The following is a 25,208-nucleotide window of genomic DNA, read 5'->3' as shown; positions in this document are numbered from 1 at the left end:
CTGCGGGCGACAGCCCCCAGGGCGGCCACCCCCGCGCCGGGCAAGCATCGACTCCGGCCGCATACCCTCGTCCCCATGCCGGCCAGCGCAGCGCCCCGTCCCGTGGGAACCGTGACGCGCGGCACCACCAACCCCAACCGCTTGCGCCGCATGGACCGCTGGATCGCCGCCACGCACGGCGCCGAGCTGCGCCGGGCCGCCGACCCCGTCGCCGTCGACCTCGGCTACGGTGCCGCGCCCTGGACCGCCGTCGAGCTCCTCGCGCGGCTCCGCACGGCGGCGCCCCGCACGCGTGTGGTCGGCGTCGAGATCGAACCGGCCCGGGTGACGGCGGCCAAGCCGTACGAGCGGGACGGGCTCGTCTTCCGGCACGGCGGGTTCGAGATCCCGGTCCCCGAGCGGCCGCATCTGATCCGCGCGGCCAACGTCCTGCGGCAGTACGACGAGGCCGAGGTCGCCGCGGTGTGGCAGCGACTGTGCGCACGGCTGGCCCCGGCGAGCGAGCACTCCCGCGGCGGGCTGCTGGTCGAGGGGACCTGTGACGAGATCGGGCGCCGGCACGTGTGGGTCGCGCTCGGTCCGCAGGGACCGCGGACGGTCACCTTCGCGACCCGGCTCGGCTCGCTGGACCGGCCGTCGGACCTCGCCGAGCGTCTCCCCAAGGCGCTCATCCATCGCAACGTCCCCGGCGAACCCGTGCACGCCTTCCTGCGCGACTTCGACCGCGCCTGGTCGGCCGCCGCGCCCTATGCCTCGTACGGCGCCCGCCAGCGCTGGATCCGTGCGGTGCGGGATCTGACCGCCGACTGGCCGGTGACGGACGGGGCCGGGCGGTGGCGGCAGGGCGAAGTGACGGTGACCTGGGAGGCGTTGGCGCCCCGCGGCTGACCGGCCGTCACCCTGCCCCGCGGGGAACGATCTCCGTGAGTCGTTCGTCACAAAGGCGGGGAGATCGCGTACGGCGAAGAAGAGGGGGAAATCCGACGTGTATGCGGCTCTGTCGCTTTGCGCGTCGGCGTGGCACGATCCCCCAGACGTCGTAAGTTACTGACGGTAAATCAGGTTTGGGGGTAGCGGTATGGGTTCGGGCAAGCGCGGCCTGATCGCGGCGGCCGTGGCCGTGGTCTGCGCGGTCACCGTGCTGGCGGCGCCGGGGACGGCGTTCGCGAATGCCGGCCGGACACCCTCCCCCAGCACGTCTCCCTCCCCGGGCTCATCCGCCTCCGCGACTCCCGCGCCGGACAAGGACCTTGAGGCGATCCGCGAGAAGCTCGACCAGCTGTACCACGACGCGGCGGTCGCCACGGACTCGTACAACGCGGCCGAGGAGAAGGCCGGGCAGCAGTCCGCCGCGATCGTCGACCTGGCGCAGAAGATCGTCAAGGGACAGCAGAAGCTGGACGAGTTGAAGAAGCGGGCGGGCGCCGCGGCCGCCGCCCAGTACCGCACCGGCGGACTGCCCGACGAGGCCCAGCTGCTGCTCAGCGACAACCCGCAGCAGTTCCTCGACGGGGCGGGCCGGGTGCTGGAGGGCGAGCGCGCGACCAAGGGCCTGATCACGGAACTGACCCGCACCCAGCAGGACTTGCGGCAGTACGCCGCGGACGCCGCCGACCAGTGGAAGAAGCTGGAGGCCGATCGCAAGGCGAAGGACACCGCCCGAAAGAAGATCAAGGAGCAGATCGCGGCCGCCGAGAAGCTCGAGGGCCGCCTGGAGAAGAAGGAGAAGGCGCGCCTCGCCGAGCTGGAGCAGGAGGCCGCCCTCCAGGCACAGACCGCCTGGCTCGACTCCGGGATCCTGGCTGAAATCAACGGAAAAGCCTCCGAACAGGGCAAGAAGGCCGTCGCGTACGCCACGGCCCAGATCGGAAAGCCGTACGAATGGGGCGCCGAGGGCCCTGAGACGTACGACTGCTCGGGGCTGACCTCACAGGCCTGGGCGGATGCGGGGCACGCCATTCCGCGCACCTCGCAGGAGCAGTGGAAGCAGCTGAAGCACGTCGACATCAAGGACATGCGGCCCGGCGACCTCATCATCTACTTCGACGACGCCAGCCATGTCGGGATGTACATCGGCGACGGCGCGATCGTGCACGCCCCGCGGCCCGGGCGGACGGTGACGATCACGGGGGCCGGGTCGATGCCGATACTCGGGGTCGTGCGGCCCGATGCCTGATCGCTCCGCGGGATCTGCGGCCATGGGTCGTCTTCTGTCCGCCGCCTCGTCGTGGCCTGTCGCGCCCACGCGTGGAGCCGCACGTCGATGCAGTCCCGCGCCCCTCCAGAGGCGGCCGTGAAGCCCGTCACGTGACCCACTGCACGCCGAACACCCGGACAAACCCGCGGCGGACGTGATGTTCGTCATTCCTGGTTCGTGCCCCTCCTGTCCAACTGCGGTAGGGATCACGGCATATGACAGCGGCGCCTGGCCAAGCAGCGTGTCTCACGCCATTCCTTTACGGCGCCGGCACCCGCTATGGTCCCCGTCGGTGGATCGAGATCTCTCGCTCCGCGTGCCCTCGGGGGGAGGGAAGGAACTCAACAAGATGCCCGTACCCATACCGCGGCAGCGAGCGATCCCGGCCGCGGAGAGTGGTCAGGCGCAGGCCGCGCACCAAGGCGGCACCTCCACGGACCAGACCCCGCGCAAGGAAGCCACGGTCGACAAGAACGCCGCCACCACCACAAACCTGACGCTGCTGCTGATCGAGGACGATCCCGGCGGCTCCACCGTCATACCCGAACTGCAGGACTCGGCCGGCCGTCCGATCCGTGTCCGCACCGCCCGCAACCTCACCGAGGCCGCGCGGCTGCTGACCGACGACGTCCACTGCATCCTGCTGGACCTCGCGCTGCCGGCCCCGGGCCACAGCGACGACGAGGACGAGCTCGCCGTACTCAAGCACGTACTGGAGCTCGCACCCCGGCACGCCGTCCTCGCGCTCACCGCCTCCGGCGACGCCGAGCGCGGCGCGGAGGCGGTGCGGGTCGGCGCCCAGGACTACCTCTTCCGGGACGAACTGGACGGCCGGCTGCTGAGCCGGGCGATCCGCTACGCCGTGGAGAGGAAACGTTCCGACGCGGCCGAGCGACGGCTCGCCGAGGGCCGGGTGCGGGCCCAGGAGAACAGGCGCCTGGAGCGCGGACTGCTGCCCACGCCGCTGCTGGAGGGCTCGTCACTGCGGTTCGCCGCACGGTACCGGCCCGGCCGGTCGCGGGCGCTGCTCGGAGGCGACTTCTACGACGTCGTACGGACGCCGGACGGCACCGTGCACGCCATGATCGGCGACGTCTGCGGGCACGGCCCGGACGAGGCGGCGCTCGGTGTGGAGCTGCGGATCGCCTGGCGGGCGCTCACCCTGGCGGGGCTGTGCGGCGACGAGCTGCTCGGGACGCTGCAGGAGGTGCTGGAGCACGAGCGGTCCGACGACGAGATCTTCGCGACGCTCTGCACGGTGGACATCTCACCGGACGGGCGGCGGGCCGGGCTGTGTCTGGCCGGGCATCCGTCGCCGCTGATCGCCCGGCCGGGGCGGACGGCCGACCTGCTGCCGTACGACAACAACGGACCTGCCCTCGGGCTGCTGCCGGGTGCGCGCTGGCCGCGGATGCAGGTGGAGTTGGGGCGGGAGTGGAGTCTGATGCTCTACACCGACGGGCTGATCGAGGGCCGGATCGGGGAGGGGCGCCTTGAGCGGCTGGGGCAGGACGGGATGGTCGAGATGGTCCGGCGGCAGTTGTCCGAGGGGTTGCGGGGGGAGGCGTTGCTTCGGGCAGCGGTGAACGAGGTTCGTGAGCTCAATGGGGGCGAGCTGACGGATGATGTCGCAGTGCTGCTGCTGGATCGCGGGGCCTGAGCGGGGACGCGCCGTTCGGATTCTGTCCGATGCCGGGCGCCGGTCGTATGCCGCTGGTCGCGCCCACGCGGCGGAGCCGCACATCGATACAGCCCCGCGCCCCTGAAGGGGCGCTGCTAGCGGCCGCCGTTGTACGGGCCGTACGGGCCGTCGCTGCTGCTGCCGCCCCTGCGGCGGCCGAAGCCGCCTCCTGAGACCTGCTTGAGGGCGGGGCGGACGTCGACGAAGAAGACGATCGTGGCGACGAGGCCCGCGAGCTGCAGGAAGAGCATCGGCACCAGGAGGTTCACCGCGACCGCGATGCCGAGGATGATCAGCCAGAAGCCCTTGTTGTGCTTGTCGGCCGCCCGGTACGCGTCGTCACGGAACAGCGCGGCCATCACCAGCGCCACCACGGCCAGGACCAGCATGGCGAGGTAAAGCAGCCCCAGGAAACTTGTGAAGCCCTGCATCAGCACAACGTCCACCACCAGTCTCGGCTTGTCCTTACGCCGTCACGGTACCCGTTCTCGAACAACGGCTACCCGCACAACGGGCCGGGCGCTCCAGGAGTGCCCGACCCGTTACCGATCACCCGTCCGTGTCACTTCGCGGGCGGCGTCGTCTTCTTCGCGGTGGTGGGCCTGCGGGCCGGCGCCTTCTTGGCGGCGGGCTTCTTCGCCGCGGCGGGGGTGGCCGTGGCCTCGGCCGGCTTGGCGGCGTCCGTCTTGACCTCGACCGGCTCGGCCTTCGGCTCGACGGCGACGGCCAGCTCCTCGATCTCCTCGGCCGCCTCGCCGCGCCAGGTCTTCACGGCCTGCTCGCCGTGCTCGGCGACCTTCTCGTAGGTCTCACGGGCCTTCACGGCGTACTCGGCCGCGACGCCGACACCGCGCAGCGCGAAGTCCTGGGCGGACTCGCCGAACTTCTTCAGGTCGGCGTCGATCGTGGAGCCGAGCTTCTTGATGTCGCCGTCGAGGGTCGCCAGGAAGTCGGTGACCTTGGCCTGGAGGGACTCCTGGGTCTCCTTGACCTTGGCGGAGGCCTCCTTGGCGCGGGCCTGGGCCTTCTCCTGGACGGCCTTCGGGTCGGTGGTGCGGACGGCCTCGAAACGGGCCGGGGCCTCGGCGCGCAGCTGCTCCACGATGCCGGGCACCTTCTTGGCCTGCTGAAGGGCCAGGTCGGCGGTGCCGGCGGCGAAGTAGAGCGGCGTCGGGTCGCTGAGGGTCTTACGGAGGTCGTCGGTGATGGCCATGGTGATGGTCCTCCCGGGTCGCTTGCAGCTGAGGGTTTTGGATCCCGCGGGCAGCGTGGCCGGTCTGCTCAACCGGTGGGCTGCTGCGGGTCGTGCGGTTCGGCGTCGTTGCCGTCGGACGTGCGGGTGCGGCGCGTGGCGGACCTGCGTCCGCCGGCCGTGCGGGTCTTTCGGGTGCGGCGCTCACCGGTCTGCTCGCCGTCGCCCTCGCGGGTGCGGCGTATCGCGGTGTCGCCTTCCTCGACGTCCTCGGCATCCCGGACGTCCTGGGCCTCGGGCGTACCCGGGCCGGGCTCGGCGGTCAGGACCACCGCGCCGGCCTCCGGGGCCGCCCCGGTCATCTCGTCCGCCGTGCCGGCGATCCCGAACCCGTTCTCCTTGCGGAAGGACTCGTAGATCTGGAGCAGCACCTGCTTCTGCCGCTCGTTCAGCGTGGGATCGGCGAGGATGACGGCGCGCGTCTCCACCTCGTCCCGGTCCCGCTCGGCGTCGAGGATGCCGGCGCGCACGTACAGCGTCTCGGCGGAGATCCGCAGCGCCTTGGCGACCTGCTGCAGCACCTCCGCGCTCGGCTTGCGCAGCCCGCGCTCGATCTGGCTCAGATACGGATTGGACACCCCGGCGGCGTCGGCGAGCTGCCTGAGCGACAGCTGCGCGGTGCGCCGCTGCTCGCGCAGGTACTCGCCGAGATTGCCGACGTTGAGCGATGCCATGCCTCCACCTTGCACCATCCTCGCTAACTATTGCAAGCAGCCGCTTGCAATAGTGCGCCACGCCACTCGGACGGGTGTGGCGGGGCTACCGTGCGAGCTCGGCCGGTGTGTCCAGCCGGGTCAGCTTGCGCGGGTTCCGCACCACGTAGATCCCGGTGACCCGGCCGTGGTCCACCGCGAGGCTCACCGTGGACGGTTCGCCGTCGAAGTCGATACGGCCGGCGGGTGCGCCGTTGAGCCATACGGTCGTCGTCCTGAGTGCCACCACCTTCCGGTGGGCGCCCGCGAGGAGCTTCGCCACCACCTCGGCCCCGTGGATCGGAGCCGGCGCCGCCGCCACGATCCCGCCGCCGTCGGTGATCATGACCACGTCCGGTGCCATGAGCTGCAACAGCTCCTGCAGCTGCCCGGTGCGCAGAGCGGCCAGGAACCGTTCCACCACGGCCCGCTGCTCCGACCGGCTCACCCGGACCCGCGGGCGGCGGGCCGCCACGTGCTCACGGGCCCGCCGGGCGATCTGCCGTACCGCGGCCGCGGACCTGCCCGTCGCCCCGGCGATCTCGCCGTACGGCAGCTCGAAGACCTCGCGCAGCACGAACACCGCCCGCTCCGCAGGCCCGAGCGTCTCGAGGACCGTCAGCACCGCTATCGAGACGCTCTCCGCGAGTTCGACGTCCTCGGCGACGTCCGGGCTGGTCAGCAGCGGCTCGGGAAGCCACTCGCCGACGTACTCCTCGCGGCTGCGCGACAGCGTCCGCAGGCGGTTGAGTGCCTGCCGGGTCACGATCCGGACGAGGTACGCCCGCGGGTCACGCACCTGCGCCTGGTCGACGCCGGCCCAACGCAGCCAGGACTCCTGCAACACGTCCTCCGCGTCGGCCGCCGAGCCCAGCATCTCGTAGGCGACCGTGAACAGCAGGCGGCGGTGGGTGACGAAGGGGTCCTCGGTCATGAACGCGCGGCCAGCGGGACCTCGCATGCGGCGGAGAAGCCCTGCGACTCGATTCCGAGCGCGGTGTTGCTCCTGGTCGCGAGGTTGGCGTACGCGATGCACCCGGTGATCTCGACCAGCGCCGGCGCGCCGAGCGCGGCCAGCAGGCGCGCGGACAACTCGTCGGTGACGGTCGGCGGCGTGTTCGTCATCGCTTCGGCGTACTCCATGACGTCCCGCTCCAGCGGCGTGAACACCTCCGACGCGCGCCAGCGCGGCACCTGGCTCGCCTTGGCCAGGTCCAGGTCGTTGTTCTGCGCCTGGAAGTAGTTGACGTCGAGGCACCAGCCGCAGCCGACCTGTGCGGCGACGGCCATGTGAGCGAACGACTTGAGGCTGTCGTCGGCCGCATCCCAGGCGGCCACCTTGACTCCCATCTCGGAGGACGCCTCGGCGACCGGCGGGTTGTGCCAGGTCGCTTCGAGCGGTTCGGGCACCACACCGAACCGCTCGATCATGCTGTCGGCGACCTCACCGCTGATCTCGGCCTTCGGAACGCGTAGCGCCATGGTGATCTCCCTGTACGTGTCCGTACGTCTGCGTACGGCTGCGTGCGTTGCCTGTTCGGTATGAAGACACCGGCGGCCCCGCGAATGTGACAGCCGCCGGTAGCGCGCACAGTTCGTCAGCCTCCGGCCCGGCTCCCTCTCAACCACTCCTCCAGTACGGCGAGGTCCGCGTCGGTGAGCCCGTGGCGGTGATCGACCCGGTGCAGCAGCGCGGGCGCCGGATGGTGTGCGGCGACCCAGGTGACGTCGGCGGCGGTGATCTCGTCGTCGACCCAGACGAAGGGGCGGCCGTCCGCCCGGGCCACGAGGGGCCGGGTCTTCCAGTGCAGCGGCGTCGGCGGCTCGTCCTCGTCCTCGTCCGGCCAGTCCACCGACGGCAGCGGGGGCAGACCGAGCCAGGGCGCGACGCACACGTTCGCGTCGTCCAGCCAGGTCGTCGCCCACACCAGCTCGCAGCCCAGCGCGACGAGTCGCGTGCCGAGCGCGGGGTTGATGCGGTGCAGCAGCGGCTGACCGGCGGCCGCCGCCTGCGGCAGCGGGAAGCACGGCTCGTACGACGGGTACGGATGCGCCGAGCCGAACGGGATCAGCGTTCCGTCGATGTCGAGGAAGAGCAGCATCAGGGACAGGATCAGCCCTCGAAGCCCCGCTCCGCCAGGATCTTGTCGATGCGTGCCCGGTGCGCGGCCTCCCATGCGTCCAGCGACTCGTCGGCCTCCTTCGCGAGCTTGGCGCGGGCCGCCGTGAGCACCTCGTCGCTGCGGGCGGCGGGGACGGCGACGACGCCCTCCTCGTCGGCCACGACGATGTCGCCGGCCTCGACCCGCACGCCACCGCACGTCACCGGCTCGCCCAGCGGCCGTACGGCCGACTTGGCGCCCGGGATCGGGATCACACCCCGCGCGAACACCGGGAACCGTGCCTCCCGCACCTCGGCGAGATCGCGGATCAGGCCGTCCAGCACGAAGGCCGCGACGCCCCGCCGCTGGGCGACGGCGCAGACGTTGCCGCCCGCGAGCGCCCAGTCCAGGTCGCCGGACTCCGTGACGACGACCGAGCCGGGCTCGGCGCGGTGGATGGCGGCGTGCAGCATCAGGTTGTCGCCGGGCGGGCAGCTGACGGTGAAGGCCGGTCCGGCCACTCGCCCGTGCGGTCCCCACAGGGGGCGGATCCCGATGTCCATGACCTGTCCGCGGCCCAGGAGGTCGGCGAGGGTGGTCGTGGGAATGGTCCGGAACTCGGTGGCATCAGTCATACGTGGGACGTTATCGTCCGACGTATGACTGCCGGGTCGGCCTTGTGCCGTGAGCGAGTTGGGTGCCCGGCCTCTGAGTGAGGTCGCGGCGGGCCAGAGGTCCGCCTCTTTCTCTGCACTGCCTTCGAATCCTTCGGAAGACACCGACTGCAGAGAAAGAAGAGAATGCCCAACGATTTCAATCAACAGGTCATCGACGAGTTCCGCGCCCACCACGGCCGCGTCGGCGGCCCCTTCGAGGGTGGCCGGCTGCTCCTGCTGACCACCACCGGCGCCCGCACCGGCACCCCGCACACCACTGCCGTCGGCTACTTCCCCGACGGCGGCGAACGCGTCCTGGTCATCGCCTCCGCGGGCGGCTCCCCCAAGCACCCGGACTGGTACCACAACCTTCTCGCCAACCCCGAAGTCACCGTGGAGAGCGGTGTGTTCACCTACGGGGCGCATGCCGTCGTACTGGCCGGGGAGGAGCGGGAACAGGCCTGGGCGCGGGCGGTGGAGGTCGACCCCGGCTGGGCGGAGTACCAGGGGAAGACCGAGCGGGTCATCCCGGTGGTCGCCCTGCACGCGATCACGAACGGCGGCCCCGGGAAGATCAACGCCTCCTCCCCGGGCGAGGCGATCAAGGTGGTGCACGACGCCTTCCGCCGTGAACTCGCCCTGATCCGCAAGGAGATGGCGGCAGGCAACGGAACGCTCGGCGCCCAGCTGCGCGTCAACTGCCTGACCTTCTGCCAGGGGCTGCACAACCACCACACCGGCGAGGACACGATGATGTTCCCGTTCCTCGCCGACCGTCACCCCGAGGCGACCCCGGTGCTCAGGCGCCTGGGCGAGGAGCACGAGCAGATCGCCTTCCTCGTGGCGGAGCTGCGCCGCACGCTGGCCGCCGAGGACGTCGCCGCGGCCCGCGCCGAGGTCGAGCGCCTCACCCTCGACCTCGAAGCCCATCTGACGTACGAGGAGGAGGAGCTGATCCCCCTCCTCGACGCCCCGGCCTGACCCGCGGGCGGCCGCTGCCGGCCTCGGCCCTCGGTCTAGAACGGCAGCGGCCGCCCGTGCACCACCTCCAGCCGCGAGACAGCCCGGGTCAGCACGACGTACAACCGGTGCAGCCCGCGCGCCTCCGCCTCCGCGATCGCCGCGGGCTCGACGGCCACGACATGGTCGTACTCGAGTCCCTTGACGAGCGCCGCCGGTACGACGGTCACGCGGGCGCCCAGCTCGTCCGGCCCCGCGGCGCTGATCCCGGCCGCGCCGAGCGCCCGTGTCACCCGGTCCACGTCGGCGTCGGCGGCGACGACCCCGACCGACCCCTCATGCCCGAGCGCGTCGCGTACGGCGTCCACGACCGCACCCGGCAGATCGTCTCCCGCCGCCCGCACCCTCAACTCCCCGTCCCTGCGCAGGGACCGCCCCGCAGGAACGTCGACGTCCAGTCGCTCCAGCAGCCGGTTGGCGAGCGCGACGACGGCCCCGGGCACCCGGAACCCGGTCGTCAGCGGCACCACGGCCGCGCCCGGTTTGCCCAGGTGCCGCAGGACCGTGTCCCAGGACCGCGCCGCCCAGGGCGTGGTCCCCTGCGCCAGGTCGCCGAGGACGGTGAGCGACCCGAAGGGCGCGCGCCGTGCGATGGCCCGGCACTCCATCGGGGAGAGGTCCTGTGCCTCGTCGACGACGACATGGCCGTACCCCTCGGGATGCTCGACGAGCCCGGACACCTCGTCGAGGAGCACCAGGTCGGCGGCCGACCAGCGAGCCGACTTCCACGACCGCGGGGGCCTGGCCCACAGCAGAGCCCGCTGTTCCCCGGCGTCCAGCAGCCCGTCGGCGGCGACGGCCAACGCCCCTTCGTCCGTGAGCAGTCGGGCGACGACCTCCTCGGGCCGCACCCGCGGCCACACCGCGTCGACGTACGCCCCGACCGCCCGCGCCCGCGAGATCCTCTGCACCCAGGCGTTCGACTGCGGCCCGGCCCGCCGCTCGGCCTGCGCCTGAACGCACCGCACGACCCGCATCCGCACCCGCTCGCGCCCGATCCCGTACGGCGGCTCCTCACGCCGTACGTCCTCGACGATCCGCACGAGTTCGCCGGCCCCGACCCGCCACCGGTACGAACCGTCGTCCACGGAAAGGGGGGCGACCCGGTCGCTGGAGACATGGGCGTACAGCGCCCGGCACAGCACCTCGGCCATCCGGGCGTCGTGCTTGACGACGGCGGCCCGCTCGCCGTCGACCCCTCTGACCGGGTGCGCGGCGATCTCCTCCTGGAGGGTCGACTGCCGTACGCCGGTCTCGCCGAGGGCCGGGAGCACCTGGGAGATGTAGGAGAGGAAGGTCCGGTTGGGTCCGAGGATCAGCAGTCCGCCGCGCTTCATGCGCTGCGGGTGGGTGTAGAGGAGGTAGGCGGCCCGGTGCAGTCCGACGGCGGTCTTGCCGGTGCCGGGAGCGCCCTGCACGCACACGGAGACGCCCAGGTCCCCTCGTACGAGATCGTCCTGCTCGGGCTGGATGGTGGCCGCGATGTCCCGCATGGGGCCGACGCGCGGCCGTTCGATCTCCCGGGCGACGATGTCGCTCGCCCGGGACTCGCCCCGGTCGAGGTGCTCGTCCTCCAGACCGGTGAGGTCGGCGGAGTCGCCGCGGCTGCCGGGGGCCCAGCCGAACCGGCGCCGGACCGCGACTCCCTGCGGGTCACCGGCGCTCGCCTGGTAGAAGGCGCGGGAGACGGGCGCCCGCCAGTCGACGACCAGCGGCGGGGTGGCGACGTCCTCGCTGATCCGCAGCCGGCCGATGTGCAGTGACTGCTCGGCGGTGTCCAACCGCCCGAAGAACAACGGCCCTTCGGGCAGCTCGCGCATCTCCTTCGCCCGGCTGCGCAGCCGGTACCCGAGCACTTCGGCGTCGGCACCGGAGGCGGAGACGTCCTCGCCGCTGACGACCTGTTCCTGGGCCCCGTCGACCATGGCGGCGAGGGCGGTACGGCAGCGGTCGTGGTGGGCGCGTTCGCGGTGGAGGGACTCTTTCAGGGCGGGCAGGGCCGGGAGGTCGGGGTCGGCTGACGTCATGGGCACGAGCGTACCCAACAATCGTAACCGAGTTAAATATTTTACCCAGTCTCACCAGTCCGGCTCGTTCACGGGCTCGTCCAGGGGCTCGTCTACGCGAGATGCGGCAACCCGGCCGCCAGCACCTCGAACGCCCGCTCCGCCGCGGCCACGGCATCCGGCCGTACGCCCTCCACCCGCTCCCCCTCGGCGATCCGCCGCCAGTTCTCCATCGCGAGAATCCGCTGCACGGCGATGATCTGCCCGGCGGCGAGCCGCGCCTCCAGCCCACCGCCGAGGGCCTCGGCGAGCGCGGCCTCGGACCGTTCGAGATGGGCGTGCGCACGGGCTACCAGGGCGGGGGTCCCGTAGAGGAGGGTGTGAAAGGCGAGCACCTGCGGATGGTCGTTCAGCCCGGTGACCGGATCACCCCGCTCCAGCCCGTCGAGGAAACACCGCCGCAGCGCGGCAAGCGGCGTGGGCCCCCCGGCGACCACCCGGGCGGCCTCCCCCTCGTGATCCGCGATCCGGTGCAGGACGAGGTCCTCCTTGGCCGGGAAGTAGCGGAAGAGGGTCGGCTTGGAGATCTCGGCGGCGGCGGCGATCTCGGCGACGGAAACCGCGTCGAAGCCCTTTTCGAGGAAGAGCCGGATGGCGATCTCCGACACGGTCTCGTACATCCGCTGCTTCTTGCGCTCGCGCAGGCCGATCTCGCTCATGGCACGAGCGTACGCACCCGGTCCCGCGGCGGCCGGTCAGCCGGTGCGGGTGCTGCGCCGGGGTTCTCCGGCGATGGCGCGGCCGAGATAGGGGTTGGGCAAGGGACGGACGGGCAGGCCCAGGGCCACCTGGGCATCCTTCAGGGTCTCGGCGTAGGCGTCCACCGCCCGGCGGACGTTGGGGGCGTCGAGCCCCACACCGGTGACCTGCCGGTCGAGGTCGATGTACGCGGAGCGCACGATCTCGATGCCGCGGTACACACGCCAGTCCCACCGCCAGTTCCGCGTGCTCGCCGCGGGCAGGTTCTTCTCCCAGCGGTCGAACATGCGCTCCCTGATGGCCTGCTTGGTGGGCGTCAGGTGTATGTGGCGGACCAGCTCGTAGAGCGGATCGCCCACGAGAGCCATCTCCCAGTCGATGATGGTCAGCGCCAGGTGGTCGTTGCGGCGCACCAGGTTCCACGGGTTGAGATCGCCGTGGAGCAGGGCGGCCTCACGGCGGTGCACCTTGTGCCGGGCCAGCAGCTGCCGCAGCCGCCCTGCGTCGGGCAGCCCGATCACGCGGGCCAGGCGCCTCGACTCCGGCGGCAGACCCTGGACCAGGCATACGAGTTCGTCCGTCAGCCACTCGTAGAAGGCGCCCTGGCCGACCCCGGAGTCGATCTCGCGGTATTCCACCTTCGTCAGCTCGCACAGCTGATCCACGAGCGCGTCCGCCTCGTGCGGAAGGAGTCCCTTGACCGGATGGCTGGGCGGTTGATCCGGGTGCAGTCCGACGTAGGTCTGGAGGGCGAAGGGCTCTCCCCGGTAGCTCTTGCCGAGAGCGAGCACCCGCGGCACCGCCACCTGTGTCTTCGACGTGTGGATCGCGCGCAGGACGGCGTGCTCGTCCAGGTGCCGCGCCTCTCTGGGCGAGACGTCGGGGAGTTTGCGCCGCACGACGAGGGGGTGCGGGTAGTCCGGTACCTGAACCACCGTGTTGAGATGCGCGGTCCCCTTGAACACCCGCTCCGCCGCGGCGGCGCCTTCGGCCAGCAGCGCGTTGCGCACGGCGGTCTCCCCGAAGCCACGCGGCAGGGCGACACGTCTGTCCCGCTCCCAGTCGAACGCCTTCGCGATCCAGTCACGGCCGCTCACGTCGCCGTCGTGGCGAGCGGCCAGCCACCGGAACAGCGCCCCCGAGATCTCTTCCTTCCTCGGCACCCGCCTGAGCCGGAGCGGCTTCGCCGCCTCCTTCAGCGCCCGGCACACTTCGTCCGTCGCCTGGTCCAGGCTCTTCTGGGTGAACGACCGCTCCAGTGACTGCGCGGCCCGCATGACGTCCGGGTACACGGACTGCGCACGCTCGAAGTCGAGATAGTGGCACAGGTCGGCCCGGTAGCCGGTGACCGCGGCGGGACGGTGGCCCTGCATGGCCGTCACCCACGCGCCGATCACCTCTTCCCACTGGTGGGGCGGGTAGCGCATGCGCACCAGATGCGTCGCGAGGTCGTGCAGGGGATCCCCGTAGGTCGCCAGTTCCCAGTCGACGCAGACCAGGGGTGCGGCCCCGGGGTCGTACGTCATGATCACGTTGTCGCGGTGCAGGTCCGCGTGGAGCAGGCTGTACGGCCGCCGGGCCATGGCGGGAACCCGGTCGGCAAACCTGAGCAGAGCTATGTCCGGGATGCCGAGCGCCTTGAACAGGCCCCCGTACTCATCCCAGTTGGGCTTGCGGATCTGCTCGTCGGCCTGGAGGGCCAGAGTCCTCAGGAAGGCCTGGCTGTCGGTGTCGTTCGTGGGCCACACGGCAGGCAGCAAGGGCAGCGCGGTCCGCCGTACCCGGGTCAGCTGGGCGAGCAGATCGGCCAGCGCCTTGATGATCAGGGTGTCGACGGGTTTACCGTTTCCGCAGACGGCAGAGAGCGGAACGCCTTCCGCATAGCTGTGGATGGCGAATCCCAGGCCGCTGTGCAGACACTGCGGCACGTGGGGCAGGGAGTCCCGCACGGCGCGGAGCAGGGCCGCCTCGGACTGCCAGGTCCTGATCACCACGGGAAGCACGCCCTGGCGCCTTATCCGGACCATCACCTGTGTGAAGGGGGCCTGGCCGACCAGTCGCGCCACGTTCTCCGGCAGCCGGTGAACGTAGTTCTGGTTGTGATGTCCGTTGGACACCTGTGCCTTCGACTTGGCATCCGCTACGAACGCCAGAAAGGCATCGGTTTGGTCGACCAAGGGTCGCTCCGGGTGACTCACGCTCGGTTGGGGAACACACTGTGGCACCGTGTGATGTGCCGAACGACCGGAATGACGGTGAAGTGAGCACAGGGGGTGGGTTGCCACTCATCCGCATCGGATCGTTCGAAAGCTGGCTTGTCTGCCATCCCATACGCATGGACGGGAGCGGTTGCTCGCACGATTCGCGGCATGCTAGCGCACAGTTCTTGACCTACTCGGCAAGATGCTTCCAGACCGAGTCGAACCATCCCTGCATGCTGTCGACGAAGACGGTCCCCCCGGACTTCGGGTCGTCGGCGTCCTTCGCGTGATGCGTGAGAGTGGCACCGAGGCCCAGTACATCCAGAGCGGCGACCTCTGTGCCGTCCTCGAATCCGATCTGCCGCTCGATCACCTGGTAGGGCGCGTGCAGCGCCTCGACGCCGTTGAGGAGATAGAGCTTGAACGTCGGGGTCAGCGGCACACGCCGGATCTCGAGGGAGACGGACGGTACGAGGCTCTCGGTCTCCAGGTCCCTGAACAGCCTGGTCAGCGCTGCCGTGTGCTCGCGCGTGATGCCGTGCAGACGGCCCCTGAGCCGCGGGTCCTCCCTGTCCGCCATGACCTGCGGATACGGCAGGACAAGGGACTCGGAGGGCAACAGCATGCGCAGGGCAACGCGCTCGGGGGCGATCTCGCCGCCGGCGATCCGCTCCGCCTGGAGCCGCATGTGCGCGCTCAGCGATTCCGACGTCAACGTGTAGACGTCCAGCGTGACTTCGCGCTCCTCGAAGGCCATGCCGAGCCGGGAACCGATCGTCACGACCTCCGGATGCGCACGGGGCGGCCCGGGCTGCGAGGGCTGCGGACCGGTTGCCCGCACCACGCGTGAGCCGCTGCCCTGGCGGGACTCGATCAGTCCTTCGTCCACCAGCTCCCGCAGCACTCGCTGGACGGTGTCCCGGGACACCCCGAACTCATTGGCCAGATCCCGCTGGGACGGCAGGAAGGAGCGAAGCGGATACGTCCTGCCGTCGGCGATCCGCGCGCGCAGTTCTTGGGCGACCCGGTGGAACTCCCTGCCGCCTACGTCACTGCCCTGCCGTTCACTCACACGGCGACCGTACCGCCGACCGGCCACCGACACACCACTTTCAGTCAAGTCGCCTGCCAGTCCTGCCAGTTGATTAGGGATCAATCAGACAGGGCACATCCACATTACGACAACCGGTCCAATTGGACCGCAAAGCGCAAGGCTCACTGACAATGGCAGGAAGGTGGAAGGGCATGCTCCTCTTATCGGCACTCCGGGAAGCCGTCGGCCTCACTGTGGGATCCCTGGTGACGGCGAGGCTCGGCATGCTGGGACTGCTGCTCCTGAGCACCCTCGCCATGGGCATCCGCGCACGTCACCAGGGGGTCGCAGTCGGGGCCGCCGTCATGTTGGTGGTGCTGATGGCTCAGGCCTGAGCCCTGACCGCCCGCAGCACCGGCTCCAACGACCCGACCACCGCGGTGGCGCCCGCCCCCCGCAGCAGCTTCTCCTTGTGGCCGTTGCGCGCGTAGCCGAGGAACGGAACGCCGGCCCGCCGCGCGGCGAGGAAATCGGAAGGTGTGTCACCGATCATCAAGGCGTCGGAGGGGGCCGAACCCATCGCGCGCAGGGCGCGGTTGAGGCAGTGCGGGTCGGGCTTGAGCAGGTGGAGGTCCTCGGTGCGACCGTAGACGTGGGGGGCAAAGCAATCGGTGAGGTTGCGGTCCTTCAGGTACTTGCCCACGACCCGGGGGGAGTTGTTGGTCGTGATGGCCAGCCGGGAGCCCACTGCCGCCCAGGTGCGTATCAGTGGGTCGGCCCAGGCCGTGGGCATCGCGGAGGACGTGGCCTTCAGCTCTTCCTCGGTGAGACGTTCCTCCAGCTCGGCCACCAGATCGCTGCCGGGACGCCGGCGGTCCACGGCGCGCAGCACGATGTGCGGGTCCAGGGACTCCCGCTCGCTCTCCGTCAGCAGACCGTGCAGCCCTCGCCCCTCCAGCCACTCCATCAGCCCGTCGGCCACCTGGTCCGCCGAGTGTCCGGCGAACAACCGGCAGATCGGGCCGTCGAAGTCCCAGAGCACCACCTGCGCGTGAGTGATCAACTCCCGCAGTTCCTCGGGCATTTTCTCGGTGTCGGATGTCACCGGTTCAGTCTGCGTCGTATCAGGAGTCACTAGGAGAGTGTCAGGTCCGTCGTGATGGTTTCCCAGAGGGCGTCGAACCACTTCTGCGACTGCTCGACGAACGCGGCGTCGCGCTGGCCGGTGTTCTTGTCGAAGGAGAAGAGGAGGGAAGCGGAGCCGAGGACGTCGTACATGTCGAGGGTTCCGCTGTCGGAGAGTTCCTCCCGGCGCGTGACCATGTAGTACGCGATGAGCGCCTCCGTGTCATTGAGGAGGTACAGCTTCACCGGTGGGGTGAACGGCAGCGCCCGGAACGTGACGTTGACGTCGATGCCGTGGGAGGAGCGCAGAGCCTGAAGGTTGTGGCGCAGCACGTGGCCCTGGGCGTTGCGCTGGGTCAGCCAGCGCTCGTGGACCGGGTTGCCGTCGTCCGGGCCCTCGACCGGGACGGGGAAGGCGAGCGTGATCTCGCGGGACGGCAGCAGGATGCGGACGTCGATGGACTCGGGGCTGATGGAACCCTCGTGGATGAGACGCAGCGGTTCACCCAAGGCCACCATCAGGGTCTCCGCGGTGAGACAGGCGGCGTCTATCCGGACGCGTGGCGCGGTGAACGCCTCCGTGAGTCGCGGCGCCAGCCCCACCATCGTCGGCTGCGGCTTCCCCCGAGCGGGCGCGGGCGGCTCCGCGATCCGTGGGGGGCTTCCCTTGCTGACATTGCTGAGCAACCCGTCTTGCTGGAGGGCGCGCAGGGCCTGGCGGACGGCGCCGCGTTCCACGCCGAACTCGTCTGCCAGTTCGGCCTGGGTGGGCAGGCGGTCCCCGGCCTTGAGGTCGCCCTTGTTGATCCGTTCCCGCAGGATGTCGGCGATCTCCTGGGGCGTGAGCCTTCTGCTGCCGTTCACTGCCACGTTCTCCTGGGTCACGACCAAACGCTACAACTCGGATCCATCTATGGGGAGTTGCATCTGACTTGTTTATGAGTAGGTACCAAGTGGGGATAACTTAGTTGAAGTTGGTTGCCAACTTGGTCCAGTTGGCGGAAGTTTTGCTTCATCGGATCCGCCTCACCCCCCACGCACCGTCCCGCCCGCGAAGCCTGAAGGGGGAACCACCATGCCCGTCCTCGCCCTCCTCTCCGCCGTCTTCGTCGTCGGCATCGAGCAGACCGTTCAGTGGAAGTACGGCGTCACCGGCATCATCGGCCTGCTGCTGCTCACCATAGGCATCAAGGCGAAGAATCCGGCTGTCAGTTCCATAGGGGCCGTCGTGCTCGCCCTGCTGGTCGCGGGGCCCGCTCTATGAGCGCAGGGCCCCTTGCGGCCCGGTCGGCCGCTGTCCCCATCGCTGTGGGAGACGTCAGCTCGTGAGCACAAGCTCCGAACTGATCGTCTCCCACAGTGCGTTGAACCACAGGTGCGACTGCTCGACGAAGGTGGTGTCGCGCAGGCCCGGACCCTGTTCGAAGGCGAACAGCATGGACTGGGTGCCCTCGACGTCGTACATCTCCAGTTGCTCGTGGTCGATCTCCTGCTCGCGCCGCGTGAGCGTGTAGTACGCGAAGAGCGCCTCCATGCCGTTGAGCAGGTACAGCTTCACGGGCGGGGTGAACGGCAGGGCGCGGAAGGTCACGTTCACGTCGATGCCGTGCGTGGCGCGCAGGGCCAGCAGGTTGTGCTGGAGCACCTGGCCCTGGGCATTGCGGTTGACCAGCCAGCGGCGCTGCAGCCGGCCGTCGGCGGATGCGTCCACGGGCGCCGGGAAGGCCAGGTCGATGTCGCGGCTCGGCAGCAGCACCCGGACGTCCAGCTTGGCCGGTTTCAGTCGCCCCGCGTGGATCTGGCGCAGCGGTTCGCCGATGGCGAGCGTCAGGGAGATGGCCGTCAGGCACAGGGCGTCTATCTCCACGTGGTGGGCGGCGAAAGCGTTCGCTATGCGCGGGGCCAGGGCCACAGTGGTCGGCAGCGGCGGGGCTCCGGGGCCGGTCAGGGCCTTGCCGAGGCCCAGGTCGGGAGCGACGGTCGCGGGAGCACCCTTCGAAACGTTGGTCAGCAGGTGTTCCGACTGCAGGATGCGCAGCGCCTGGCGCACCGCGCCGCGCTCGATGCCGAACTCGTCGGCCAGTTTCGCCTGCGTGGGCATGCGTTGACCCGGTTGGAGCTCGCCCGACCTGATACGGGCGCGCAGCTCGTCCGCCACGTCTCGATGCGACCTCTGTGATCTCTGTGGCGTCTGTGGCCGCTGCGGCCTCTTCCGTCCAGTGACGGAGGCGTGTTTCGGGTCCACGACCAAACACTACAACTTCCCGCCATCTTTGGGCAGTTCCAGGGAAGGTGGTTATAAGCCGCTTCCAAGCGGAGATAAGTAGAGAGAAGTTGGTAGCCAACTTCAACAACATGGTCAAACTTCAGAATGGTTGGCCGGACTCCCTTCCGGAGGGGAGCCGGGAGCTCGGCCAGTCCTCACCAAGCGCACAGCCACAACCGAACACCGACAACTGAACAGTTCCATCGGCACAGTCACAACTGAAGAGCACAGCTACGGATGAGCCGTCAGTCGTCGTCGGAAGGAAGGGGGATCAGAACATGTCCGGGCACCAAGGCCGCCTGGACGTACGCAGCAGGGCGTCGGCCACTCGGGCGGCGCCCGCTCGTTCTTCCCGCACCCGGCCCAGCGCCGCCAGCCGCACGACCGACTCGTCGCCCAGCCACAGCTTCGCCAACTCCGCGATGTCCAGCGCGAGTTCGGCACTCTCGGTGGTCGGCGCGCAGGACACACCCTGCGGCGACGCCTCCAGCCGGTAGCGGCCGCCGGCCAGCCCGGCGCGGTCGGCGACCTCCAGGACCAGGGAACCCGTCCCCTCGTACGTCCGCGACTCCAGCGCCCGTACGACATCCAGGATCCGCACCCACAGCCAGTCCGCGGCGCCGGTGATACGGGCGGCCCTCGGGTCGGGGAGGAGGAGAGGGAGCAGGTCGTCGGGGGCCCTTTGGCCGCTCTTGACCTGGGTGACCCAGTCGATGGAGCACAGGTAGCTCCACAGGGCGCGCTCGGCGGCCGGGGTCGCGGCGATCAGGCTCCGTACGGTCGCCGTGTCCAGTGGCTGCTTGGCGTCGCCCCACTTGTCGTCGACCTCGTAGGCCACCAGGCCCTCGACCTCGCCGTCCGCTGCCCTGTACAGGGCGAAGAACGGCTCGGTCCACTTCGGGTCGACCCGCAGCTCTCCCGTGTGCTGCTGCCACCAGCGGTCGCCGCGGGTGACGGCCCCCGGGGTGGTGCGGCGCACGCGGTCGTGGAGTTCGGGGCCGAGTTTGCGTACGTCCTCGGCGTCCACGATGTCGATACGGCCGCCGTCGGCCGGGCCGGACCAGCGGGGGTCGAGGCCGGCGCGCGGGACGTCCACGGTCCACTCGGCGGCCGTGGTGGCGGGGCCGAAGCCGTAGCGGCCGTAGATCGGGTACTCGGCGGCGATCAGGGTGGCCACGGTGTCGCCGCGCTCCTTCGCGGTCGCGAGGTCCCGGCTCATCATGCGGGTGAGCAGGCCGCGGCGGCGGTGGGTGGCGGTGACGGTGACGGCGGAGATGGCGTCGGCGGCGACGGGCGTGCCGCCCACCGCGGTGACCTCCTGGTCGAAGGAGCGGAAGGTCGCGACGCAGCGGGTTCCGTCGAAGGCGCCGAGGTATCGGTGCGGTTCCCACTGGGGGCGGCGGGCTTCGACTTCGCTCTGCGAGATCACTGGCTGCTGGACGAACCCGACCTTCACGGCTCGGAGCCATTCGGGGAACTCGGGTTCGGTGATCGGGCGGACGTCGATGTCGGAGTGCGCCTGGGTCATGGGATCACGGTAGGCGCAGGGTGGCGAGAGTGTCGCGCGGATTTTCCTCGCCCCCACCGCCCCTACCCATCCCGTCCCCAGGGGCTGCCGCCCCTCACAACCCCACCAGGGGCTGCCGCCCCCGCACCCCGCTTCCGGGGATCCGCCCCAGACCCTGATCGGCCTGGACGGGCCTCGTCCTCAAACGCCGGACGGGCTGGGGATGCCGGACGGGCTGGGGGATGCCGGACGGGCTGAAAGGCCGGTGGTCATGTCAGCAGGTCGTCGACCTGGGCCTCCCCCTCGCGGTAGCGGCGGGCGATTTCGCCGTTGCAGTTGTCCGTCGTTCGTTGGAGGCGCTGGCGCCTGAGGGACACCTGCTGCTCGTAGCGGACGAGTCGGCCCATCGCCGTGTTGAGCTCCAGGTCCGTGCGGGCGGCCAGGTCGGAGAGTTCGACCTCGGCGAGCATCTCCGCGGCCAGTCGGCCGTACTCCTCGTTGTACGGCGTGCCCAGCGTCACGTGGCGGGCGGAGGAGCGGTGGCGGGCCGGGGCGTCCGTGAGGATCTCCGAGAGCCGTTCGACCACGGAGCCCGCACCTGCGGGGGAGCGGCGGGCCAGTTCCGCCCGCAGGATGTCGATACGGCCCTGCAGCAGCCGCCGTACATAGCTGAGGTCGGCCTCCTCGCGCTGGGCGTCCCGGCGCAGGGTGCGCAGTTCGGGCAGGCTCAGCACTGCCAGGTCGTGCTCGGGCGAACCTGCGGGCAGTTGCGGGCCGCCCGGGCCGTCACCGCTGTCCCAGCCGGTCGCGCTGTCCGGGCTGTCCGTCCGCTGGGTGGGCGGACGCATCGGCGTCCGCTCCCCTGTGCGAATCAGCGAAACTGCCCCAGGAGGCTGCCCAGTACTCGGTGTGCTCATGTGCCTCAACCGTCCCCTCGACCGGCGTGTGAAAGTATCGTGCCACCCCAAGTGGCCGCTATGTGACCGAGTGCCCCCGATCAGCCCCAGATGGGGGGTTAAGGATCAAAAGGAAGGGCCCAGCCAGGCACCCTTCAGGGGCATACTTCCGGGGCAATCCTCAGGGGCATCAGGGTCGTCGAGCCCGTTTCCGGGGGCACGGCATGATGGGGGCATGCGCGCAGTGGTACAGAGAGTGGACGGCGCGAGCGTCGTCGTCGACGGTGAGACGGTCGGGGAGATCGTCGGCGAGGGACTGTGCGTCCTCGTCGGCGTGACGCACGAGGACACCAAGGAGAAAGCGGCCCAACTCGCCCGCAAACTCTGGTCCATCCGCATGCTGCAGGACGAGAGGTCCTGCAGTGATGTCGATGCGCCGCTGCTGGTCATCAGTCAGTTCACCCTGTACGGGGATGCGCGCAAGGGGCGCAGGCCCACCTGGAACGCCGCCGCCCCGGGCGACCTCGCCGAACCCCTCGTCGACGAGGTCGTCGCCCAGCTGCGGGCCCTCGGCGCGACGGTGGAGACGGGGCGTTTCGGCGCGCGGATGCGCGTCTCGCTGACGAACGACGGACCGTTCACCGTCCTCGTGGAGATCTAGGGCCCCCACACCGCGCCTACGGTTCCACGACCGTCTCCTGTGCCGCCGCCGTGTCCCCCGCCACCAGCCGCGCGTCCACCGGCACGTTCCGCTTCACCAGGGCCAGTGCGACCGGGCCCAGCTCGTGGTGGCGTACGGAGGTCGTGATGAAGCCGACCTTGCGGCCGTCGGGGTCCTCGTCGGCCAGGCGGATCTCCGTGCCGGGGGTGGGAAGGTGGACCTCGCTGCCGTCCAGGTGCAGGAACACCAGGCGGCGCGGCGGCTTCCCGAGGTTCTGCACCCGCGCCACCGTCTCCTGGCCCCGGTAGCAGCCCTTCTGCAGATGCACCGCCGTACCGATCCAGCCCAGCTCGTGCGGGATGGTGCGGTGGTCGGTCTCGAAGCCGAGGCGCGGACGGTGGTGTTCGACGCGGAGGGCCTCGTAGGCCAGGATTCCGGCCGCCGGGCCGGCCTTCTCCGCGTACGACTCGAGGTCGGTGCGCGGGAGGAACAGGTCGCGGCCGTAGGGCGTCTCGCGTACCGCGGCGCCTTCCGGCACCTCGGCGATCGAACCGGCCGGCAGGTGCACGACCGCGAACTCGGCCGTCCGGTCGGCGACTTCGACCCTGTAGAAGAACTTCATCGACTCCAGGTATGCGAGGAGCGCGTCCTGTGTACCGGGCTCGACGTGCGCCCACACCGTCTCGCCGTCGTCGACCAGGTAGAGCGCGTGCTCGATATGGCCGTGCGCGGAGAGGATCAGCGCCTCGGTGGCCCGGCCGGCCGGGAGGTCGCTGACATGCTGGGTGAGGAGCAGGTGCAGCCAGCTCAGGCGGTCCTCGCCGGTGACGGTGACGACCCCCCGGTGCGAGAGGTCGACGAAGCCGGTGCCGTCGGCGAGGGCGCGCTGCTCACGGAACAGTTCGCCGTAGTGGGCGGCGACGCCTTCGTCCACGCCCTCGGCGGGGACGGCGCCGGGCAGGGACAGGAGGGGGCTCTTCATATGCACAAGCCTACGACTCGGTAGTTGAACTCTTCAGCGAACAGTCCCGGCACCTGCCGAAGATCGCGAAGTGCTTCATGTCCGTCTCGAAGCCGAACTCCCGCCGCAGCTTCGCGGTGAACTCGGCGGCCACCGACACATCGGCCTCGATCACGTTCTGGCAGTCCCGGCAGACCAGGTGGATGTGGTGGTGGCGGTCCGCGAGGTGGTACGTCGGCGCGCCGTGCCCGAGGTGGGCGTGGCTGACCAGTCCCAACTCCTCCAGCAGCTCCAGCGTCCGGTAGACGGTGGAAATGTTGACCCCCGACGCCGTCTTCTTCACTTCAGTGAGGATGTCGTCGGGGGTCGCGTGCTCAAGGGCGTCCACGGCTTCGAGCACGAGTTGCCGCTGCGGCGTCAGCCGGTAGCCGCGCTGCCTGAGGTCGCTCTTCCAGTCGGTGCTCACCACACCGAAGAGTCTAGAACTACTTGTACTTGTCAGAACTACTTGAAAAACGCGATGCCGTCGTCCGGCATGTCGTCCGGCAGGGCCTTGGCCCAGCGCTCGACGTCCTCCGGGGTGACGACCTTCTTCAGGTGCGCCGACATGTAGGGGCGCAGCTCGACCTCGGGGGTCTGCTTCTCGCCGACCCACATGAGGTCGCTCTTGACGTAGCCGTACAGGCGCTTGCCGCCGCCGTAGGGGCCGGAGGCGGCCGTGCGCGCGACGGCGTCCGTGACCAGGTCGATCTGCGGCTTCTTCGCGGCCATCTCGCCGTACCAGATCTCGACGACGCCGTCGTCGCGGACCATCGTCACCTCGACCCTGCGGTCGGCGTCGATGCGCCAGAAGCCGTGTTCGGTCTCCAGCGGGCGGACCTTGTTGCCGTCGTTGTCCAGCACCCAGGTGCGGGACCGGTACTCCAGGAAGTCCCGGCCGTCGTGGCTGAAGGTGACCTCCTGCCCGAAGTTGCACTTCTCGGCACCGGGGAAGTCGTGCACGCCCGCGCCCGCCCAGCTGCCGAGCAGAAAGGCGAGGGGGACGAGGTCCTTGTGGAGGTCGGACGGGATCTCGATCATGGGTCGGCAGTTCCTTGAGGGGACCTTGATGGGGGTCAGCGCTGGCCCTGGTACAGCTTCTTCACGGTCAGCCCGGCGAAGGCGAGGACGCCGACGCAGACCAGGACCAGCAGGGCTTCGAAGAATGCCTCAAGCACGGGGTGCTCCTTGATGAGCTGAGGTGGGCGGTACACGAAAGGCCGGGCCCCAGCTTACGCGGCCGGGGTCCGGCACTCCTTGTGAGGTACGCCCAAGCGGGACTCGGGCACGGCTGGGGCGGGCGTCGGCCGAGCGGCCGGGGAGTTGATTACGATTCGGCCATGGCGAAGAAGCTCGTGATCAAGGTGACGGCGGGGGCCGATGCGCCCGAGCGGTGCTCGCAGGCGTTCACGGTGGCGGCGGTGGCCGTGGCCAGCGGGGTCGACGTCTCGCTGTGGCTGACCGGCGAGTCCGCGTGGTTCGCCCTGCCGGGCCGCGCCGCCGAGTTCGAGCTCCCGCATGCGGCCCCGCTGCCCGAGCTGCTCGACTCGGTCCTCGCGACGGGTCGGGTCACCCTGTGCACCCAGTGCGCGGCCCGCCGGGACATCACGGAGAAGGACGTCATCGAGGGCGTACGGATCGCGGGCGCACAGGTGTTCGTCCAGGAGGCCCTGGGGGACGAGACGCAGGCGCTCGTCTACTGAGACGCTAGGGCCGCGGGCGCTTCTTGCCGTCCAGCTCGTCCCACCACTCGTCGGACTTCGGGTCGCCGGACGGATCGTCCCACCAGCGGTCGTCCGGGCCCCGGCGGTTGGCGACCATCGCGGCGACCGGGGGGATGACCATGGCCACCACGCACATCCCGACCGCGACCGGGACCGACCAGATGCGTACGACTCCCCAGGCCAGGACGAACAGCGTGATGCAGGTGCCCATCATGGCGAAATACACGTGACGGCGGCGTGCCAGCATGCTTCCAGCGTAGGCCCCGGCCCACCGGTTCGGCGCGATCGCCGACGGCTCACACACCCGCCCCCGGCACGGACCCACCGCCGCCACAGGCCGCCGGACACCCGTCGTGGAGCGGTGGATGTCGCGACGGGCGTCCATGCCGAAGGGCCGCGCCCCGAAGGGTGCGGCCCTTGGGCGGGCAGG

28 protein-coding genes are annotated in these 25,208 nt (G+C 70.2%); 8 read left to right on the top strand and 20 right to left on the bottom strand.

Going from position 1 to position 25,208, the window contains the following annotated elements; translation table 11 throughout:
- The first annotated feature begins 75 nt into the window (after positions 1-75).
- The 3 genes from LJ657_RS43610 (at position 76) to LJ657_RS43600 (ending at position 3,857) form a co-directional block, all read left to right on the top strand.
- Positions 76-888, top strand: coding sequence for a class I SAM-dependent methyltransferase (locus LJ657_RS43610; RefSeq protein ID WP_232655257.1), 813 nt, complete (start codon positions 76-78; stop codon positions 886-888).
- A 190-nt stretch (positions 889-1,078) separates the two neighbouring features.
- Positions 1,079-2,176 carry a C40 family peptidase gene (locus tag LJ657_RS43605; protein WP_232655256.1) on the top strand — a complete coding sequence of 366 codons (1,098 nt, stop codon included), beginning with the start codon at positions 1,079-1,081 and terminating at the stop codon, positions 2,174-2,176.
- Positions 2,177-2,546: 370 nt separating this feature from the next.
- Positions 2,547-3,857, top strand: coding sequence for a PP2C family protein-serine/threonine phosphatase (locus LJ657_RS43600; RefSeq protein WP_232655255.1), 1,311 nt, complete (start codon positions 2,547-2,549; stop codon positions 3,855-3,857).
- Between the two features lie 116 nt (positions 3,858-3,973).
- Here the strand turns inward: LJ657_RS43600 and LJ657_RS43595 are convergent, their stop codons facing one another.
- The 7 genes from LJ657_RS43595 to LJ657_RS43565 all read right to left on the bottom strand — a co-directional run bounded on the left by LJ657_RS43595 (position 3,974) and on the right by LJ657_RS43565 (position 8,559).
- Positions 3,974-4,309, bottom strand: coding sequence for a DUF2516 family protein (locus LJ657_RS43595; protein WP_269787600.1), 336 nt, complete (start codon positions 4,307-4,309; stop codon positions 3,974-3,976).
- A 131-nt stretch (positions 4,310-4,440) separates the two neighbouring features.
- Positions 4,441-5,091, bottom strand: a complete 651-nt coding sequence (locus LJ657_RS43590) for a hypothetical protein (RefSeq protein WP_232655254.1) — start codon at positions 5,089-5,091, stop codon at positions 4,441-4,443.
- A gap of 68 nt (positions 5,092-5,159) precedes the next feature.
- The gene (locus LJ657_RS43585) at positions 5,160-5,804 is read right to left on the bottom strand and encodes a helix-turn-helix domain-containing protein (RefSeq protein WP_232655253.1); all 645 of its coding nucleotides are present in this window, start codon (positions 5,802-5,804) and stop codon (positions 5,160-5,162) included.
- 85 nt (positions 5,805-5,889) lie between these two features.
- Positions 5,890-6,756: an RNA polymerase sigma-70 factor gene (locus LJ657_RS43580; protein ID WP_232655252.1), complete on the bottom strand. Its 867-nt coding sequence runs from the start codon at positions 6,754-6,756 to the stop codon at positions 5,890-5,892.
- Positions 6,753-7,304, bottom strand: coding sequence for a carboxymuconolactone decarboxylase family protein (locus LJ657_RS43575; RefSeq protein ID WP_232655251.1), 552 nt, complete (start codon positions 7,302-7,304; stop codon positions 6,753-6,755). Before LJ657_RS43575 ends, LJ657_RS43580 begins: the two co-directional genes overlap by 4 nt.
- Before the next feature lie 116 nt (positions 7,305-7,420).
- Complete coding sequence (locus tag LJ657_RS43570) at positions 7,421-7,924, bottom strand: HAD domain-containing protein (protein ID WP_232655250.1); 504 nt, start codon at positions 7,922-7,924, stop codon at positions 7,421-7,423.
- Positions 7,925-7,935: 11 nt separating this feature from the next.
- Positions 7,936-8,559 carry an RraA family protein gene (locus LJ657_RS43565; RefSeq protein ID WP_232655249.1) on the bottom strand — a complete coding sequence of 208 codons (624 nt, stop codon included), beginning with the start codon at positions 8,557-8,559 and terminating at the stop codon, positions 7,936-7,938.
- A gap of 165 nt (positions 8,560-8,724) precedes the next feature.
- Here LJ657_RS43565 and LJ657_RS43560 point away from each other — a divergent pair, with 165 nt between their 5' ends.
- Entirely contained in the window at positions 8,725-9,561 is an 837-nt protein-coding gene (locus tag LJ657_RS43560) for a nitroreductase/quinone reductase family protein (RefSeq protein ID WP_232655248.1), read from the top strand.
- A gap of 35 nt (positions 9,562-9,596) precedes the next feature.
- Here LJ657_RS43560 and LJ657_RS43555 read toward each other — a convergent pair whose 3' ends face one another.
- The 4 genes from LJ657_RS43555 to LJ657_RS43540 form a co-directional block, all read right to left on the bottom strand.
- Complete coding sequence (locus LJ657_RS43555) at positions 9,597-11,627, bottom strand: HelD family protein (RefSeq protein ID WP_232655247.1); 2,031 nt, start codon at positions 11,625-11,627, stop codon at positions 9,597-9,599.
- A gap of 92 nt (positions 11,628-11,719) precedes the next feature.
- Positions 11,720-12,325, bottom strand: a complete 606-nt coding sequence (locus tag LJ657_RS43550) for a TetR family transcriptional regulator (RefSeq protein ID WP_232655246.1) — start codon at positions 12,323-12,325, stop codon at positions 11,720-11,722.
- A gap of 36 nt (positions 12,326-12,361) precedes the next feature.
- Entirely contained in the window at positions 12,362-14,542 is a 2,181-nt protein-coding gene (locus tag LJ657_RS43545) for an aminoglycoside phosphotransferase family protein (protein WP_232655245.1), read from the bottom strand.
- Between the two features lie 214 nt (positions 14,543-14,756).
- Positions 14,757-15,638, bottom strand: coding sequence for a winged helix-turn-helix domain-containing protein (locus tag LJ657_RS43540; protein WP_232655244.1), 882 nt, complete (start codon positions 15,636-15,638; stop codon positions 14,757-14,759).
- A gap of 173 nt (positions 15,639-15,811) precedes the next feature.
- On the opposite strand from LJ657_RS43540, the gene LJ657_RS43535 reads away from it, so the two are divergent.
- Entirely contained in the window at positions 15,812-15,994 is a 183-nt protein-coding gene (locus tag LJ657_RS43535) for a hypothetical protein (protein WP_232655243.1), read from the top strand.
- Here LJ657_RS43535 and LJ657_RS43530 read toward each other — a convergent pair.
- Positions 15,985-16,785 carry an HAD family hydrolase gene (locus LJ657_RS43530; RefSeq protein ID WP_232655242.1) on the bottom strand — a complete coding sequence of 267 codons (801 nt, stop codon included), beginning with the start codon at positions 16,783-16,785 and terminating at the stop codon, positions 15,985-15,987. The two genes, LJ657_RS43535 and LJ657_RS43530, sit on opposite strands and share 10 nt — an antisense overlap.
- Positions 16,734-17,615: a GntR family transcriptional regulator gene (locus LJ657_RS43525; RefSeq protein WP_232655241.1), complete on the bottom strand. Its 882-nt coding sequence runs from the start codon at positions 17,613-17,615 to the stop codon at positions 16,734-16,736. The genes LJ657_RS43530 and LJ657_RS43525 overlap by 52 nt, the downstream gene beginning before the upstream one ends.
- 184 nt (positions 17,616-17,799) lie before the next feature.
- Here LJ657_RS43525 and LJ657_RS43520 point away from each other — a divergent pair, with 184 nt between their 5' ends.
- Positions 17,800-17,988: a hypothetical protein gene (locus LJ657_RS43520; RefSeq protein WP_030941504.1), complete on the top strand. Its 189-nt coding sequence runs from the start codon at positions 17,800-17,802 to the stop codon at positions 17,986-17,988.
- 54 nt (positions 17,989-18,042) lie between these two features.
- Here LJ657_RS43520 and LJ657_RS43515 read toward each other — a convergent pair whose 3' ends face one another.
- The 3 genes from LJ657_RS43515 to LJ657_RS43505 form a co-directional block, all read right to left on the bottom strand.
- Positions 18,043-18,975: a GntR family transcriptional regulator gene (locus LJ657_RS43515; protein ID WP_232655240.1), complete on the bottom strand. Its 933-nt coding sequence runs from the start codon at positions 18,973-18,975 to the stop codon at positions 18,043-18,045.
- 286 nt (positions 18,976-19,261) lie between these two features.
- A complete protein-coding gene (locus tag LJ657_RS43510) occupies positions 19,262-20,518 on the bottom strand; it encodes a GNAT family N-acetyltransferase (RefSeq protein WP_232655239.1) in 1,257 nt (418 codons plus the stop codon).
- Positions 20,519-20,766: 248 nt separating this feature from the next.
- Positions 20,767-21,414 (bottom strand): RsiG family protein, encoded by a 648-nt coding sequence (locus LJ657_RS43505; RefSeq protein ID WP_232655238.1) that lies wholly within the window; start codon positions 21,412-21,414, stop codon positions 20,767-20,769.
- A 214-nt stretch (positions 21,415-21,628) separates the two neighbouring features.
- Between LJ657_RS43505 and dtd the strand changes: the two genes are divergently transcribed.
- Positions 21,629-22,054 (top strand): D-aminoacyl-tRNA deacylase, encoded by a 426-nt coding sequence (gene dtd / locus LJ657_RS43500; RefSeq protein WP_232655237.1) that lies wholly within the window; start codon positions 21,629-21,631, stop codon positions 22,052-22,054.
- 16 nt (positions 22,055-22,070) lie between these two features.
- Here the strand turns inward: dtd and ygfZ are convergent, their stop codons facing one another.
- Genes ygfZ through LJ657_RS43485 form a run of 3 tightly spaced genes read right to left on the bottom strand, consistent with a single transcriptional unit; the run spans position 22,071 to position 24,095 of the window.
- On the bottom strand, positions 22,071-23,036 hold the full coding sequence (ygfZ, locus tag LJ657_RS43495) for a CAF17-like 4Fe-4S cluster assembly/insertion protein YgfZ (protein ID WP_232655236.1): 966 nt from the start codon (positions 23,034-23,036) through the stop codon (positions 22,071-22,073).
- Between the two features lie 10 nt (positions 23,037-23,046).
- The gene (locus tag LJ657_RS43490; RefSeq protein ID WP_099929821.1) at positions 23,047-23,484 is read right to left on the bottom strand and encodes a Fur family transcriptional regulator; all 438 of its coding nucleotides are present in this window, start codon (positions 23,482-23,484) and stop codon (positions 23,047-23,049) included.
- Positions 23,485-23,519: 35 nt separating this feature from the next.
- Complete coding sequence (locus tag LJ657_RS43485) at positions 23,520-24,095, bottom strand: heme-binding beta-barrel domain-containing protein (RefSeq protein WP_232655235.1); 576 nt, start codon at positions 24,093-24,095, stop codon at positions 23,520-23,522.
- 299 nt (positions 24,096-24,394) lie between these two features.
- Here LJ657_RS43485 and LJ657_RS43480 point away from each other — a divergent pair, with 299 nt between their 5' ends.
- Positions 24,395-24,757 carry a DsrE family protein gene (locus LJ657_RS43480; RefSeq protein WP_232655234.1) on the top strand — a complete coding sequence of 121 codons (363 nt, stop codon included), beginning with the start codon at positions 24,395-24,397 and terminating at the stop codon, positions 24,755-24,757.
- Between the two features lie 4 nt (positions 24,758-24,761).
- Here the strand turns inward: LJ657_RS43480 and LJ657_RS43475 are convergent, their stop codons facing one another.
- Entirely contained in the window at positions 24,762-25,025 is a 264-nt protein-coding gene (locus tag LJ657_RS43475) for a DUF3099 domain-containing protein (protein WP_099929824.1), read from the bottom strand.
- Positions 25,026-25,208: the final 183 nt, after the last annotated feature.

Source organism: Streptomyces guryensis, from assembly GCF_021261325.1.
Classification (GTDB): Bacteria; Actinomycetota; Actinomycetes; order Streptomycetales; family Streptomycetaceae; genus Streptomyces; species Streptomyces guryensis.
Note: the sequence above shows the minus strand (reverse complement) of the source record. Positions and strands in the feature narration are given on the sequence as shown.